At 58.1% G+C, this 14,241-nt stretch carries 14 protein-coding genes and 1 pseudogene; 6 read left to right on the forward strand and 9 right to left on the reverse strand.

Annotated elements, in window-relative coordinates; translation table 11 throughout:
* Positions 1-145: 145 nt before the first annotated feature.
* Together BJ928_RS35625 and BJ928_RS35630 are read right to left on the reverse strand one after the other, a co-directional pair.
* Entirely contained in the window at positions 146-760 is a 615-nt protein-coding gene (locus tag BJ928_RS35625) for a TetR/AcrR family transcriptional regulator (RefSeq protein ID WP_047636745.1), read from the reverse strand.
* A gap of 173 nt (positions 761-933) precedes the next feature.
* Positions 934-1,680 (reverse strand): alpha/beta hydrolase, encoded by a 747-nt coding sequence (locus BJ928_RS35630; protein WP_052228048.1) that lies wholly within the window; start codon positions 1,678-1,680, stop codon positions 934-936.
* 207 nt (positions 1,681-1,887) lie between these two features.
* Between BJ928_RS35630 and BJ928_RS35635 the strand changes: the two genes are divergently transcribed.
* On the forward strand, positions 1,888-2,586 hold the full coding sequence (locus tag BJ928_RS35635) for a DUF1223 domain-containing protein (protein ID WP_047636743.1): 699 nt from the start codon (positions 1,888-1,890) through the stop codon (positions 2,584-2,586).
* A gap of 188 nt (positions 2,587-2,774) precedes the next feature.
* Here BJ928_RS35635 and BJ928_RS35640 read toward each other — a convergent pair whose 3' ends face one another.
* The 7 genes from BJ928_RS35640 to BJ928_RS35675 all read right to left on the reverse strand — a co-directional run bounded on the left by BJ928_RS35640 (position 2,775) and on the right by BJ928_RS35675 (position 8,024).
* Positions 2,775-3,485 (reverse strand): glutathione S-transferase C-terminal domain-containing protein, encoded by a 711-nt coding sequence (locus BJ928_RS35640; protein WP_047636758.1) that lies wholly within the window; start codon positions 3,483-3,485, stop codon positions 2,775-2,777.
* A gap of 75 nt (positions 3,486-3,560) precedes the next feature.
* On the reverse strand, positions 3,561-4,214 hold the full coding sequence (locus BJ928_RS35645) for a peroxiredoxin-like family protein (protein ID WP_047636742.1): 654 nt from the start codon (positions 4,212-4,214) through the stop codon (positions 3,561-3,563).
* A 112-nt stretch (positions 4,215-4,326) separates the two neighbouring features.
* A complete protein-coding gene (locus tag BJ928_RS35650) occupies positions 4,327-4,746 on the reverse strand; it encodes a CopD family protein (protein WP_047636741.1) in 420 nt (139 codons plus the stop codon).
* 108 nt (positions 4,747-4,854) lie between these two features.
* Positions 4,855-5,064 carry a hypothetical protein gene (locus tag BJ928_RS35655; protein WP_047636740.1) on the reverse strand — a complete coding sequence of 70 codons (210 nt, stop codon included), beginning with the start codon at positions 5,062-5,064 and terminating at the stop codon, positions 4,855-4,857.
* Positions 5,061-5,834, reverse strand: a complete 774-nt coding sequence (locus BJ928_RS35660; protein WP_245432743.1) for a hypothetical protein — start codon at positions 5,832-5,834, stop codon at positions 5,061-5,063. The genes BJ928_RS35655 and BJ928_RS35660 overlap by 4 nt, the downstream gene beginning before the upstream one ends.
* Positions 5,831-6,838, reverse strand: coding sequence for a Rieske 2Fe-2S domain-containing protein (locus tag BJ928_RS35665; protein WP_245432744.1), 1,008 nt, complete (start codon positions 6,836-6,838; stop codon positions 5,831-5,833). Before BJ928_RS35665 ends, BJ928_RS35660 begins: the two co-directional genes overlap by 4 nt.
* A 472-nt stretch (positions 6,839-7,310) precedes the next feature.
* Entirely contained in the window at positions 7,311-8,024 is a 714-nt protein-coding gene (locus BJ928_RS35675) for an SDR family NAD(P)-dependent oxidoreductase (RefSeq protein ID WP_047636736.1), read from the reverse strand.
* 244 nt (positions 8,025-8,268) lie between these two features.
* Here BJ928_RS35675 and BJ928_RS35680 point away from each other — a divergent pair, with 244 nt between their 5' ends.
* The 5 genes and pseudogenes from BJ928_RS35680 to BJ928_RS35700 all read left to right on the forward strand — a co-directional run bounded on the left by BJ928_RS35680 (position 8,269) and on the right by BJ928_RS35700 (position 14,178).
* On the forward strand, positions 8,269-9,597 hold the full coding sequence (locus BJ928_RS35680) for a hypothetical protein (RefSeq protein WP_047636735.1): 1,329 nt from the start codon (positions 8,269-8,271) through the stop codon (positions 9,595-9,597).
* Positions 9,598-9,626: 29 nt separating this feature from the next.
* Positions 9,627-10,109: pseudogene (locus BJ928_RS35685) on the forward strand (hypothetical protein).
* A 92-nt stretch (positions 10,110-10,201) separates the two neighbouring features.
* Positions 10,202-11,830: a thiamine pyrophosphate-binding protein gene (locus BJ928_RS35690; RefSeq protein ID WP_047636734.1), complete on the forward strand. Its 1,629-nt coding sequence runs from the start codon at positions 10,202-10,204 to the stop codon at positions 11,828-11,830.
* Positions 11,831-11,855: 25 nt separating this feature from the next.
* The gene (locus tag BJ928_RS35695; RefSeq protein ID WP_052228047.1) at positions 11,856-12,959 is read left to right on the forward strand and encodes an OpgC domain-containing protein; all 1,104 of its coding nucleotides are present in this window, start codon (positions 11,856-11,858) and stop codon (positions 12,957-12,959) included.
* A gap of 7 nt (positions 12,960-12,966) precedes the next feature.
* The gene (locus tag BJ928_RS35700; protein WP_047636732.1) at positions 12,967-14,178 is read left to right on the forward strand and encodes a CoA transferase; all 1,212 of its coding nucleotides are present in this window, start codon (positions 12,967-12,969) and stop codon (positions 14,176-14,178) included.
* The last annotated feature ends 63 nt before the right edge of the window (positions 14,179-14,241 follow it).

Consider the following 14,241-nt stretch of genomic DNA (forward strand, 5'->3'; position numbering starts at 1 on the left):
ACCAGGCCAAAGCGGCTTAAATCAACCCGCAAACTGAGCCGGAAACTCCATTCTTCCAGAGCCCAAAAAGTCTCAAATCATTCGACGACGGACAGCAGCGACAAACGGCTCGTCGCCGAAGGCATTTGAGAACGAAGAGGTGGGATCATAAGCGAGCAGCTTCCAGTTTAGATGCCTCGTCGGATTCAAGAAGCGCGAAGATCGGCCGGACCAAACCTTCGAGGAGCTCCTTCTCCGGTCTGGCGCGCGCCAGAACCCGGACGCCAAGCAAGGTCGCAAGCAGCGTACGCGAGAGATCGGATGCCTCCTGTCGTCGGCTGATAGTTCCATCCTCCTGGCCTCTTGTCACACACCGCAAAAAGAAACCTTCAACCTGGATAAGGACACCGGCCACCACGCGCTGAAACTCCTCGTCGTGTGGCGCCACCTCGAGCGCGGAGTTGACAAGCATGCAGCCCTTCCTTTTGGTGTCGCTCAGTGAACGGGCGATAATCTCACTGAAAAATGCGCGGATCGCGTCACGAGGCGGCTTCGGTTCGAAGCGCCCGACACGCTCCATGAAGCTGCGCGCGACATAGAAATCCAAAGCCCGACGATAGACTGCGCGCTTGTCGCCAAATGCATTGTAGATGCTTGCGGTCGTCAATCCCATGGCCTGCGCGAGATCGCGGATCGATGTCGCTTCATACCCCCGCTCCCAGAATTGTTCCACGGCGAGTGCCAAAACCATTTCCTCATCGAACTCTCTTGGCCGGGCCATCCGTTCATCTCATACGCAATTGAAGACGCCGATTGCATAAACAGCAGAGCATGCCAGACTATTTTATAACGAATGAATTAAAACGCAATCCGGGAACGCCCCCGTGGATCCGCTTGTACGAAGAGCTCTCTCGATGTTCCCGGACCGGCGAAACCGCCGGACGTGCATTGGCCTCATTGACGCGGAAACGCCCCATCAAGAAATGACATGACGTGCTTCCAGTTTTCTGCCGCGCCAGCTGGATCCGCGTCTACCCGCAATGTCGAGGATCCATGAACTCCAATTGCCGGAATGTATTGGACTGCTTTGTGGCCCGGCACCGCTCTTGCAAGTGCCCCGCCGCCTTGAACCTCGTCACTGTCAGGTGAGGAAGTGATGAAAACGGGAATGGTGAGCCTCGCCGCTTCCTTCTCGATCGAATAACCCTTGATGTATTCAGCGGGCGAAAAGGCCAGCAGCGCTTTGACCTCCGGATGGCGCTCAGCTGCGATGAAGACTAGCGCTGACGAATAGCTCGATCCCCAGGCGGCAAGCGGGCCCGAAGTACGGGTGCAGCCATAAGCGATCGCCGCCTCCAGATCAGGAAGCGTGTCGGCATAGCTGGGCGTGCCAGCGACGCCTGCGGCGGTTTCGTTGATGCCTCCGAAGAGATTGCCGCCCGAACGCTGATCGATTGCCAGAGTGGCAAAACCCGCCTTGTTGAGAATGGGTGCCAGGGGAGAATATTCGCTCTTGTTCGAACCGGCCATGTGAAACAACAGGATGAGCGCGCGCGGGTCTCCTTGCGCGCGTCGGAAGTCGCCGAATATCGTTACACCGTCCCGTGTCTTGAAGGAGACTGGCTCTGCAAGCGTTGAAATGACAAATGCCGGATGGAGGACCATTGCCAAAGCGAGCGAGACGGATCGTAGCGGGTTCATGATTTCTCCCAAGAAAAGTCGACGTGACTCTCCCCTCTACGAAGACGGGCAAAGGTCCGTTACCGCACAAGGATTTGATCGCGGAAATGTTACCTTCCGCAAGCTCGCGATCACAAGGGTGTGAGGCTGTAACAATGCGCGGCATCCAGGCGAAGTTCAATTGTCAGCGGCAATTGCTCGGCGCAACACAAGTTTGGGAGCCTCTCGATGAAACATCATAGCCTGACCCTGGGATTGGTCTTCTTGTCTTTGCTGACGGCGGCCTGGGCCGCCCCGGCAGTGGCGGATGATCGACAGCCGATCGTCGTCGAGCTCTTCACAAGCCAAGGCTGCTCGTCCTGCCCTCCAGCCAATGCCAATCTCATCAGGATCAGCGGCCGAAAGGACATTCTCGCACTGAGCTTTTCGGTGACTTACTGGGATTATCTGGGATGGAAGGATACGTACGGACGAGCGGAGTTCACCCAGCGTCAGGTGGCCTACGAGCCAGCCCTGCACCAGCCGGGCCCCTATACCCCCCAAATGGTCGTTAACGGCACTGCAACGGCAGTCGGAAATAATCTGGCCGAGCTGGAATCACTACTCGGCAGTGTCCCTCTCCTGCACGGTCCCGACTTGAGCCTCAATCCAGGTGCCGTTGAGATCGCCAGTGGATCTCAAACCGTCATTGCCGATGTCTGGCTGGTGCGTTATGATCCCCGGCTCCAGACCGTGCCGGTTGCAAGGGGTGAAAACAGCGGCGCGGCGCTGCAGCATATCCACGTGGTTCGTCGGCTGGAGCGGCTCGGCATATGGGATGGGCACCAGGCCCATTTTCTCCTGCCCGCTCCTGATGCCGGATTGAAGACCGCCGTTCTGGTGCAACAGCAAAATGGCGGTCATATTCTTTCGGCGATCACAGATTGACCGGGCCGTCAGTCCAGCCTTGCATCCCGGTATCGTGACGCCGGACACTGTCTGGAAACAACCACGCCCTTCGTACTGAGGACGTAGAGTTACGTGATGGGTATCCGTCGCCAGAGGGCAGCGCTACGGTGGCAATTGTACCGCAGCGCGTGCCTCCCGGTTAGAAATCTTTCGACCAGTTGCCCGTCTCAAACAGTCCGGGCAGCAGGGTAGTTAGATGGAAACATAGCCCGTTTTGATTCCTCATCATCCGTGGTCTTGAAGCTATGGTCCCGACCCATGTTCCGAGCACGAGCGACGGCGGGACGCGAATCGACGGATTCAAAGAGCCTCTTTAGGTTCGGGTAGGAGGCCAGCGGATTGTCCAGCCCCTTGAGAACGCGCGACGCCCGGTCCAGCCAACCCCAAGCCGACATATCCGCAATCGTGTATGTATCGCCTACAATGAAGGCTCGTCCGTCGAGATGATCATTGAGAACCTGATAGTGGCGCTCGGCCTCGCGGCGGTAACGATTAACGGCATAATCGAGACCCTCCGGTGCAGCATATTGGAAATGAACTGCCTGACCCGAGAATGGGCCCAGGCCGGAGCCGAGGAAGAGCAGCCACGAGAGCAACTCTGGCCGGTCTTCCGCCGAACCTAGGAACTTTCCGGTCTTTTCGGCGAGGTAGAGCAGGATCGCCGTTGAGTCGAATACACGGGCCTCTTTGCCGCCGGGACCGTCCGTGTCCACAATTGCCGGAACTTTTCCGTTCGGATTGATGGCTCGAAACCATTCGGTATGCTGGTCGCCTTTGCGCGTATCGACCGGGATTAGCTCGTATGCGAGCCCGGTTTCTGCCAGGAAGAGTGCGACCTTGGCCGGATTTGGCGTCGGATGAAAATAAAAGCGGATCATGTCGTGCTCCCAAATTAGAAGGCCGGTCGTTGTTGCGGTCCTCGACAGGACGAAGAAATCGGCCAAACGTTTATGCTAGTTGAATGCCAAAGCGGTCAGTGCCTTCAGGATCGAAGCAGGTTCGAGTCGCTTGCGGTAGTCGACATCGACATGCGCAAGCGCAACGGCACCGCGCGGTGCGATGACGAAGGTGGCCGGAACCGGAAGTTCCCAAGTTTCATCACCATTCATGTCCGGAAGTGCTTTGTTGTTGGCACGTAGGGCCGCGCGTAGTTCAAGTGGCAGACTATAAACCAGTCCAAAGCGTCGCGCTGCAACATTGCCGACGTCGCTCAAGACGGCGAACCCGAGCGCATTGTCATTCGCGGTCTTTTCGGAATAATCGGGCTTCTGCGGAGAGACGGCAATGAGACGAGCTTTTAACCTCAATATATCCGGTAGGATGGCCTGGTACGCGCGCAGTTGAATATTGCAGTAGGGGCACCACGCCCCGCGATAGAACGTTAGAACTACGGGCCCCGATCGCAGCGCATGACTTAGCATCATAGGCGTCCCGTCAATATCGGGAAGTTCAAAGTCCGGAGCCGACTCGCCGACTTGCAAGGCTTGATCAATTGGAAACGTTAGGCGGAGTTCGCCGATCTTGTCGTCATAAAGCGCGACGCGCTGTGCCGGCGCTGTTCGCTCGAATTTAGCCTTGAAGGCCGCAAGCTCTTGTTCCAGATCCATCGGAGAGGCTCCTGTGATTGTATCGAGAGTGCTTTTGAAAGCTTTAGTTCGATCGTTTTAAAATTCAAGAAACCGCAATTCAAATTGTAGTCAACACTGCCGCGATCGTGGCTCAAAAGGGCTTCGTCACCGCGAGCCAAACGATGGCCGCAAAAGCAATCAGAATGGCCGCCGGTGCAAGGGAGAAATATCGATGCACGGGTCGCCGTTCCCGCAACAGCCGTTTTAGGGCAACGCCCTCCAGACTATGCAGAGCACTCAGGAATAAGACCGGCACAATCTTCAGGCTTAGCCAGATCGAGCTTTCCCATCCGGCTCCAAACGCCATCGCAAGACCTGCCATCCAAACGGTTGCAAGCGCAGGTGTCGTCACAAAGCCATCCCAGCGCAAAAAGGCTTCCCCGAAGCGCTCCAGGTCCTTTGCGGAACCCGTCGTGGCCGCGACGCGCAAAACAAGCGCCATCGCCAACATACCGCCGATCAGAGCGACCACAGCAAAGACATGTAATGCCTTAATAGAGAGATAGAGCATTCACCCATTCCCCGCGAGAAACGACAGCCGGCAAGCGCTGCCTTCGAAGGAGCCGCAACCCTCGCCTTAGATGATGAGGTCCATGCCTGCCCGAACGGCACGGCCTTGTCAGTCCATGAATTTCGCCATCAATGCATGCAGCCCCGAAAGCATTCCGATGGCGGCGACACCGAAGATCACATATTGCAGCTCTTCAAACGGGGTACCGTCGAGGAGCGCAGGGCCATATTCAAAGACGAGGGCTATCAGTCCCGCAGCGACCGTTGCGACCAACAAGCCAACCAGATGGCGCCAGGAGCCGTGCCAATGGACGATCATGCGCCCACTCCTCCTACAAGCCGCTCGACCTTGAAGATCAACAGATCGTCGCGTCGCTCGACCGTGCCCTCAAGAACCACCGGTACGCTTGTCTTGTTGAGCAAGGCTTTGGGCATGGGTCCGCCATCTTTCCCCGCCAGCAACAGAAAGATGTGACCATCCACCGGTGCGGTCGAGACGAACACCGGCGGGACGCCGCCTGAAATGCATAAATTCGCACAGGCCTTATGCGCCAGTCCCGTGCCCGGCTTCATAGCCCCGCTGCTACATTTCCCGTCGCAAATTTCACCGGTAAGCCGCCACCGTCCGAGATCCTGCGCCGGCGGGACCGGCGCCAGCATCTGGCCTCGTTCTCCGGCGGCCTTCAAATCGTCTCCAGCGCCAACCAGAAGCATTTCGAGATCTCCTCGCTTGACGAAGATGCCGCCAACCTCAGCGGCCTTGCCAGACAGCGGTAGAGCGCGGTTGTCGACGCCGAACTTTCCCGAACCGCCGAGCATGACGGCACGAGCCGGATGCTTGTCATTTGCCGGCACCCTCAGGATCGGATAGGGCTTGACCTCCATCGTCCCGATCAGATGCTCGCCATGTAGTTCATCCGCATAGCTTCCCGACCCTGGGCTTTCCGTATTGAGAGACAGGAATACGGAGGCCGATGCCATTCCCGCCATGAAGAAGACGATGAAGCCGATCATCAACACCTTGACGTCGGACGGCACCTTTTTGAAGTAACCGACAAAAAAGCCACGTTCGGCGGGCCTTAACATCATGCGCCTCCTTGCTTTGCCGGAGTTGCTGTTGCAACAAGCAACTCTCCGGGAATGGGAACCGGCTCCAGTTTCGTGCCGAGCGGCAAAGGTTCGGGATCAACAAGCACGCAGGAGCCCTTCAACTGAACACGATATTTGCGGATGCGCTCGCGGAATGGTGGCGGCGAACACCCGTCGTCGGGGCGATATTGATAACCATGCCACGGGCAAGTGATAAAACCGAGGACGACCTTGCCCTCGCCTACCGGTCCGTTTTGATGCGAACAGATGTTCGATATTGCCGACAGGCCTCCTTTCGAGCGGAAGACTGCAATTCGCTCGCCGCCCGGAGCCGCACCGATAATCGCCCTGCCCTCGGCAATCTCGCTAAGGTCGCCGACGACGATCCAGGGTTTCTCCGGCGCCTCGAGGGAGGCCGTGGCGTCCATCTCTGTCTCCCTGCGCCCTGCAATCAGATGCAGAGTGCAGAGCAACGCCAGCCCCCCAAACAGCAATAATCCCAATGCGAGGTCGTGGCGATCGAGCAGTGCTCCGAGCGTCACATGCAGGATGATGGCGGCATAGGCGAGGTAGATGCTCATGTGAACCGCCTTCCATATAGGAGGCGTCAGGAAAGAAAGCCAGAAATCGTGACTCGTCACCGCCAGAATAGTGAGAACAATCAACGCGAATAGACCGAAAAGCTCAAAGGGAAACCCGGCAATACTCGTAAAGCTGGTATTACTGGTAAGAAGCGCGGTCAGTTGCGGCGTCGGGCTGAAAGAGAAATACCAACCAAGCACATAATAGGCATGCGTTGCAGCGATAATGGCAGTCATGACCCCGAAGTGACGCCTGTTATAGAGCAGCGGCAGAAAACGCGTATCGATGCGAGCAAGCGGTCCAATCGCAAGGACGACCGTCAGCATCAGGAATGCCAGCGATCCGAAGGCGCGCATGCGTTGGGTTGGTAGATCGACGTCATGCAGCGCAGGTGACAACCGGGGACCGACCTTGAGGAACAATAGGATATAGATGCAGATGGCGGACAATAGAACGCCATCATAGATCATTTTCGTCCTGTTCCAGATCACTGGCTTGTAGGATACGCTCATGGTTGGGTCCCCACGGATGTCGGTCCATCCAGGCGGATCGCCGGCGCATCGACCGGCACCTTTGGATAACTTGCAAAAATCGCGGCAAGCAGGAGCGGCAGAATAATTGCCATACCGGTCCAGATTGCCGTGTGCGCGCGACGATGACGGCGTTGCATCTTACGTTCCCTCCCTCGCCAACCGCATCCAGCGCCAAAGAACGAACGGCCACAGAAGGACGAGCCCAGGCACAAGCAAAGGCCTCACCGCATAGGCGCCGTGCGCACCAGGATCGACTTTGTCGAAGCCAAAGAATAAAAAGGCGACCGCAACGACCAGTCCGATGCTGGCCCACGCCATCAAAGCTTCCGCAACGGGATCGGATGAGCCGAACATGGCAACCTCACATCCGACCGGTTGCCGGTATGGCGGCTCCCGTGACAATTCCCGCAGCTGGCGAAATCAGAAAACTGATGAGCTTTGCGATTTCGCTCGGATGAACCCAGCCATCTGTCTTTGCATTGGGCATTGCCGCCCGGTTTTGCGGCGTATCGATCGTTCCCGGAAGAATGCAGTTTGCCGAAATGCGTCTATCGCGGTTCTCCGCAGCGATCGCCTCGGTCAACCGGATCACCGCTGCCTTCGACGCCGCATACGCAGCCTGGTTGGCGCCGGCCTTCAGCCCGGGGGCAGCTGCAACGTGAACGATGCGCCCGTAGCCAGCGTCCTGCATCGGCCGCAGGACCGCTGTGCTGATGATGTAGGCGGTGCGTGCGTTGAGCTGGAACATCTGATCCCATTGTTCGAGGCCCGGCTCGCCGACCGGACCGGTCTGGAAGCCGCCGACCGTGTTGACAAGGGCATCTATCCGGCCGAACTTCGCAATCGTCTGGCGAACGGCGTCCTCGCAGGAGGCCAAATCGTTCAGATCGACGCCTCCAAGTTCAAGCTGCGTCGTTTCCTGCCTGCCGCGCGGTCGCGCCCCAGAAACGAAGTTACGTTCGACGGCGGCAATCTTCGCGCCATTCGTTGTCAACTCCGCAACGACCGCACTGCCGAGATTTCCGGCAGCGCCCGTTACCATGACCACGATCTCATCCTTTGCAGCCTTGCTCATCTCAGCTTCCTCCAAGCATGGGATTGGAACCGTTTCTCAATCCTATACGCTTCGGAACGAAGCTTTGTTACTTGCCCTTCAAAACAATTCCAGAATCGTCCGGCCCGAAAGAAATTCACGACAGCGGGGAAAAAAGTCACCCGCTGATGTAACGAACCCCAGGACGCAATCGTAAAGCCCTATGTCGGAGCCGAAGTTCGAGTCTCACAGCCCGAACGACGAGCCCTCCCCAAGGAGCAAAACAATGAAACGCGATGCGTATGACCTCGTCACAAGCACGGACAGCACAGAGGCACAACGAGCTTTCGAAAATGCAGTATTCGCAATTGCGGCGCACAGACCAAACGCCGGCACAGCCCTCCAGGCCACCCTTGTCGCCGATCCGGACCACGTCGCCGGACATGCCTTGAAGGGCTTTGCAAATCTTATACTGGCACGATCGGAACTGAGTACCGCCGCAACAAGCGCTCTTCGTGATGCCCGGGCTGCTCTGATCAGTAGACATGGCGGCACGCAAGACGAGCGCGTTTTGGTCGCGGCACTCGACGCAGCTGTGAGCGGGCATTTCGCAAAGGCGGCTGACGTGCTGGATATCGGCTTTAGCGATCATCCGGCAACGTTCCTCCCCTTCAAGCTAGCTCACGCTCTTCGCTTCATGATTGGTGATGCCGCCGGCATGCTGGCAGCCAGCACCCTTGCCGTAAGACGGCTCGGTGTAGGCACCAACGCCGCAGGCTTCATTCTCGGATGTCACGCCTTCTCCCTCGAGGAGCATGGGCGTTATGCGGAGGCATTAGAGGCCGGCCAGCGGGCAGTCGCACTTCAGCCGGACGATTCCTGGGGCCTTCATGCCGTGTCGCATGTCTTCGAAATGCGTGGAGATACGCAACAGGGCATCGACTGGCTCGAAGGTAGCCGCAGGGCCTGGTCGCGATGCAACAACTTTTCCTTTCACATGGCCTGGCATCTTGGCTTATTGCACCTCGAGCGCGGCGATTACGAGCGCGTCCTCGAACTTTACGACGATGAGGTCCGCCCGCAGCAAACGGACGATTTCCGCGATATGGCAAACGCAATTTCGTTGCTATGGCGCCTCGAGCAATCAGGCATCCACGTCGGTGATCGCTGGAGCGACGTCGCAGAGATTGCCTATCGCCGAAGAAGCGACACGACCTTGATCTTCGCTGCCCTTCACAACCTCGCTGCCATGGTCGCGGTGGGCGATAGGGAAGGCGTTGCCGAACTCGTCGCTCAAATTGACGCCAAAGCCCTTGGCATGGACGATCAGGCCAACATCGCCGCCGAAATCGGTGTACCGATGGCACGTGTTCTTGCCGGCCTGGATGCTCCTGCCGATCAGCGCATGATCGATCGCATGGTTGCCAATCTCCCGAAGATTGGCGGCAGCAACGCCCAGCGCGACTTTTTCGTGCTCGCCCTGGCCAAGGCCGTCGGCGCAGGCGGCGACAACGCCGCGGTCTCCCGCATTGGCCAAATACGTCAAAGGCTCAAGGCTGACGATCAGCTCTTCAAATCCATCGAACGTTTGGTCGGCACGCGACTGTCGGCCTGAGTGCTACCCGTCAAAGAAGGAAAATTGCGATGTCCATGATCGAAATGCACAAGACAAGCATCTTCCCCGAAATCCAGCCGGGCCTTGCAAGGACGATTGTCCTCTCCGGCCTTGCGGCCGACATCACCTGGGAAATCTGGGCCCGTCTCATTACACCACTTTGGGTTGGCGGACCGTTGGAGCCGGCCGCCCTCGTCCAGTCGGTCTTTGGGTTCAACAATCTGTTGTTGGCCGAGGCCATTCATGCCCTGGTCGGCATCGTCTTCTATCCGATTGGATACCTCTTCATCGCTCGTCCGCTGTAGCGACTCGTCGTCCCGAAACTCCCACTCCTGTTGACCGGCATCGGCTTTGGCACCGGTCTGTGGGTTTTCGCCCTCTACGTGATGGCGCATCTGTTTGCGGGATTGCCGCCCTTCTTGGGTTTCATCACGCTTACCTGGGCCTCTCTCATCGGTCACATTCTTTTCGGCACCGTCGTCGCGTTCGTTGTCCGCTTTATGGAGCGCTGATGGTGTCGTGAAGGAGGCCTGTCCGGCTCTCTCACCGCCCTGCCGGGCAGGCCAGTCTCTTCAGAATACTCACACGAACAGGTTTTCGCCCAATGCCTCAATCACACACCTCCGACCGTGTCGCCGATATCGTCGCCAGGACGCTTTATGCGCACATGGTGCGGCATGCCTTCGGAGTCCCCGGGGGCGAAATCGTCGCGTTGATCGACGCCTTGGAAGCAGTCGGGATTCCCTTTCATCTGGCGCGCCACGAAACGTCAGCCGCGATCATGGCCGCCGGCGCAAGCACGATCAGCAGAAATCCCGAACTTCTGGTGACCACCGTCGGGCCGGGCCTTGCCAACGCGGTCAATGGTATCGCCGACGCTGCACAGGAGCATATACCGCTGATCGTTATCTCGGGCATTGTCGATCGCGCCACGCGAAGCCGTTACACCCATCAGGTGATCGATCACGCGCAACTCCTGCGTCCGCTAGTCAAAGCGTCGTTCGAGATCGAACCGGAAAGTGCCGCCTCGACCGTGGCAAGAGCACTTGCAATCGCAACAACGGAGCCGATGGGTCCGGTACATCTGGATCTGTCACCATCCGTTGCAGCCTCGACAACCCCGGAACGGTCAGTGCCCGGTCCGGCTACGCGGTTTACCGTTTCAGCCTCTGTGACCGAGCCTGCGATTGCGTTGCTGACGGAGCGTATTCGTTCGGCCGAGCGCCCGCTGATCCTTGCCGGGCTTCAGGCGGTGCGCAGCAACAGTGGTGCCGCGGTCCTGCAATTGGCCGAAACGATCGGGGCTCCCGTGGTCACGACCTACAAGGCAAAGGGTCTCGTTCCTGAAATCCATCCTTTGTGTCTCGGTGGCGCGGGCCTGTCACCGATGGCCGACCGGATCTTGTTGCCCCTCATTCAAAAAGCCGATCTGGTGTTGACGATCGGCTACGATCCCATCGAGATGCGGCTCGGCTGGCTGGATTTCGTCTCCGACCAGTCCAAGCTGATCGATATTTGCAATACCGTTCCCGATCACGCCATGCATCATGCCGGGACATGGATACTGGGCGATCCACGGGGCGTATTGCAAGCGCTCAACAGCCGGATTGCCGAACGCAAGACCTGGCACGGAGGCGAGCCGCTTCATGCCAAGGCAGAGCTCGAGCGCATCTTTTCCCGTGAGGACCTGTGGGGCCCTCATGCGATCGTCGATCATCTAAACCGGGCCGCAGGGGCAAACGATCTCGTCACGGTCGACAGTGGCGCCCATCGTATTCTTCTTTCTCAAAAATGGATCGCCGCGCAGCCGCTTACCCTTCTGCAGTCCGCCGGATTTTGCACTATGAATGCAGCATTGCCTTTGGCAATCGGGGCCTTCATCGCCGACCGATCGAGGCGGGTCTTTGCCGTGATGGGCGATGGGGGGCTTGAGATGGGGATTGGCGAACTCGCAACTGTTCGCGATCTGCGCCTGCCGCTCACGATCGTTCTCTTCCAGGATCGCAGCCTTGCGCTGATTGCATTGAAACAAGCCTCCGCAGGCCTGGCATCGACCGGCGTTACTCTTGGCGAGACTGATTTTTCCACCGTCGCTCGCGGTTTCGGCGGCTACGGTGCCAATGTGGAGACCATTCATGAATTCCGCGACGAACTTGAAAGGGCCAGAACGCGTCCAGGCTTCAGTCTCATTGCCTGCAGGTTCGACAAGAGCGCCTACGACGACGCCTTCTGAGCCGCAAGCAGATCTGTCGCAACCGATGAAAACGACCAAACGTCCCCGCGATCCGCGGCTGGACTTTTTCCGCGGCGTCGGAATGCTCATTATCCTGATCGCCCATATTCCCGATGATGGGTGGGCACTATGGATTCCGGCGCGTTTCGGCTTTTCAGATGCCACGGAAATGTTCGTCTTCCAGTCCGGTATGGCTTCGGCAATCGCCTTCGGCGCAACCTATGACCGCAACGGTGCAATTGCACTTGTCGCTCGCGTCGGTCAGCGCATCTGGCAGATCTTCTGGGCGCATATCGCAGTCTTCATCGTGGTAACAGCCCTTATGGTGGTTGCGGGAACACGCTATGACGGCGTTAGTTACATCGAAAGCCTGAACCTTGTGCCGTTTATCAAGGATCCTGGCCACCTTCTCGTCGGTTTGCTGACGCTGACCTACGTGCCAAACTATTTCGATATACTCCCGATGTATATCGTCATTCTGGCGCTAATGCCGCTAATGGTCCTGGCTTCAAGATTTCAGCACTATCTACCCTTCGTCATAATGATCGGGCTTTGGCTCGCTACGCAATTTGGTTTGACGAGACTGCCGGCAGAGCCATGGTCTGATCGCCCATGGTTCTTCGATCCGTTCGGGTGGCAGCTACTGTTTTTTACCGGATTCTTCCTGATGCGCGGCGTCCTGCCGGCGCCAGGCTATGATCGCCGCCTGATGATCGCCGCGATTGCGATGGTCGTCGTGACCGTGCCGTTCGCCTGGGTCCGCTTCCAGGAGGTTCATCCTTTCTTCCAGACGGCTGCAAGCCACATTGCGTTCCTCACCGATAAGACCGACTTCGGCTTGCTGCGCTTTGTTCATTTCATGGCCCTTTGCTATATTGCCGCGCATCTGGTCGGCGAAAACGGATCGCGACTGCGCGGTCCGATTGTTCGCATCCTGACGGTTGTCGGCCAACAGTCGCTCGCCGTCTTTATTACCGGAATGGTAATCGCCCAGCCGATCGGTATCGCGCTCGACCATGCCGGCCGCACGGTCTCGGCCGAAATCGCCGGGAACTTGGTTGGCTTTGCGACCCTTATCGCAACAGCCTATCTGGTTCGATGGTTCAAGACCTCTCCCTGGAAATCGTGAGGCGCCAATGTCCGACTATCAGAAACCATCAAGCCTCGAAGGGCTGCGTATTCTCGATCTTTCGCGCATCCTTGCCGGCCCCACCGCTGCCCAGCTTCTCGCCGATCTGGGCGCGCAGGTCATAAAGGTAGAACGTCCCGGCGCAGGTGACGATACGCGCAGTTGGGGACCGCCATTCGTGACGGGCACGGACGGCAGCGACAGTGACCTCAGCGCCTATTTCCTGGCCGCGAACCGCAACAAAATGTCGATTGCGATTGATCTTGCAAGCGACGAGGGGGCGATCCTCATCAAAAGGCTCGCCGCCGTATCCGACGTCATCATCGAAAACTACAAGCCCGGCGACCTCGACCGCCGCGGACTTGGCTATGACGACCTTCGCAAGATCAAGCCCGATATCGTCTGGTGTGCGATTTCGGGCTTCGGACAGACCGGCCCCTACGCCGACCGTACCGGCTATGATTTCCTCATCCAGGCCATGGGCGGCATCATGAGCATTACCGGCGAGAGCGACGAGAACGGCGGCCGCCCGGTCAAAGTCGGGCTGGGCATTGCCGATGTCATGTGCGGTATGTATGCCACCGTCGGAATACTCGCAGCACTTCGCCATCGCGACCGAACAGGGGAAGGCCAATACATCGATCTGGCACTTTACGACACGCAACTCGCCTGGCTCATCAATGCCGCAACAAACCATCTGGTCTCGGGAAAAGTGCCCGGGCGGATCGGAAACAGGCATCCCAACATCGCACCCTATCAGACCTTTCGGACAGCCGACGGCGACATCGCTATCGCGGTCGGAAACGATCAACAGTTTGCCCGCTTCTGCGCGGCCATCGGAAAGCCTGAGCTCAGCCGCGACGAGCGGTTCGTACGTAACCGTGACAGGGTCCTGAACGTTGACGCCCTGGATCATCTCGTCACGGAGGCTCTAAAGGTCGATGTAGCCGGGAACTGGGAGAGCCGCCTGCTAGCAGCCGAAATTCCCGCTGGCCGTGTTGCGACGATCGATCAAGTTCTTTCCAATCCGCACACTTTGGCTCGCGAAATGGTGGTCTCAATGGAGACACAAGATGAGAGGAGTTTGCGGCTTTTAGGAAACCCATTGAAAATGTCGGCGACACCGATACGTTTCGACCGCCCGCCGCCGCATCTCGATCAGGATCGCTGCGAAGTTCTCCAATGGTTGCGGGACATCGAAACGAAGGAACGCGACTGAGGCACATTTCAGCGGTAGCCAATCGATGGCGCCCCGAGACATCAGAGAGGCGCGCATGTCGCA

It is taken from the genome of Rhizobium sp. WW_1 (assembly GCF_003610155.1).
In the GTDB taxonomy this organism is placed as follows: domain Bacteria; phylum Pseudomonadota; class Alphaproteobacteria; order Rhizobiales; family Rhizobiaceae; genus Rhizobium; species Rhizobium tropici_A.

Coding starts and splice junctions, on each gene's coding strand:
- BJ928_RS35625 (WP_047636745.1), bottom strand. CDS start 760: ATGGCCCGGCCAAGAGAGTTCGATGAGGAAATGGTTTTGGCACTCGCC.
- BJ928_RS35630 (WP_052228048.1), bottom strand. CDS start 1,680: ATGAACCCGCTACGATCCGTCTCGCTCGCTTTGGCAATGGTCCTCCAT.
- BJ928_RS35635 (WP_047636743.1), top strand. CDS start 1,888: ATGAAACATCATAGCCTGACCCTGGGATTGGTCTTCTTGTCTTTGCTG.
- BJ928_RS35640 (WP_047636758.1), bottom strand. CDS start 3,485: ATGATCCGCTTTTATTTTCATCCGACGCCAAATCCGGCCAAGGTCGCA.
- BJ928_RS35645 (WP_047636742.1), bottom strand. CDS start 4,214: ATGGATCTGGAACAAGAGCTTGCGGCCTTCAAGGCTAAATTCGAGCGA.
- BJ928_RS35650 (WP_047636741.1), bottom strand. CDS start 4,746: ATGCTCTATCTCTCTATTAAGGCATTACATGTCTTTGCTGTGGTCGCT.
- BJ928_RS35655 (WP_047636740.1), bottom strand. CDS start 5,064: ATGATCGTCCATTGGCACGGCTCCTGGCGCCATCTGGTTGGCTTGTTG.
- BJ928_RS35660 (WP_245432743.1), bottom strand. CDS start 5,834: ATGATGTTAAGGCCCGCCGAACGTGGCTTTTTTGTCGGTTACTTCAAA.
- BJ928_RS35675 (WP_047636736.1), bottom strand. CDS start 8,024: ATGAGCAAGGCTGCAAAGGATGAGATCGTGGTCATGGTAACGGGCGCT.
- BJ928_RS35680 (WP_047636735.1), top strand. CDS start 8,269: ATGAAACGCGATGCGTATGACCTCGTCACAAGCACGGACAGCACAGAG.
- BJ928_RS35690 (WP_047636734.1), top strand. CDS start 10,202: ATGCCTCAATCACACACCTCCGACCGTGTCGCCGATATCGTCGCCAGG.
- BJ928_RS35695 (WP_052228047.1), top strand. CDS start 11,856: ATGAAAACGACCAAACGTCCCCGCGATCCGCGGCTGGACTTTTTCCGC.
- BJ928_RS35700 (WP_047636732.1), top strand. CDS start 12,967: ATGTCCGACTATCAGAAACCATCAAGCCTCGAAGGGCTGCGTATTCTC.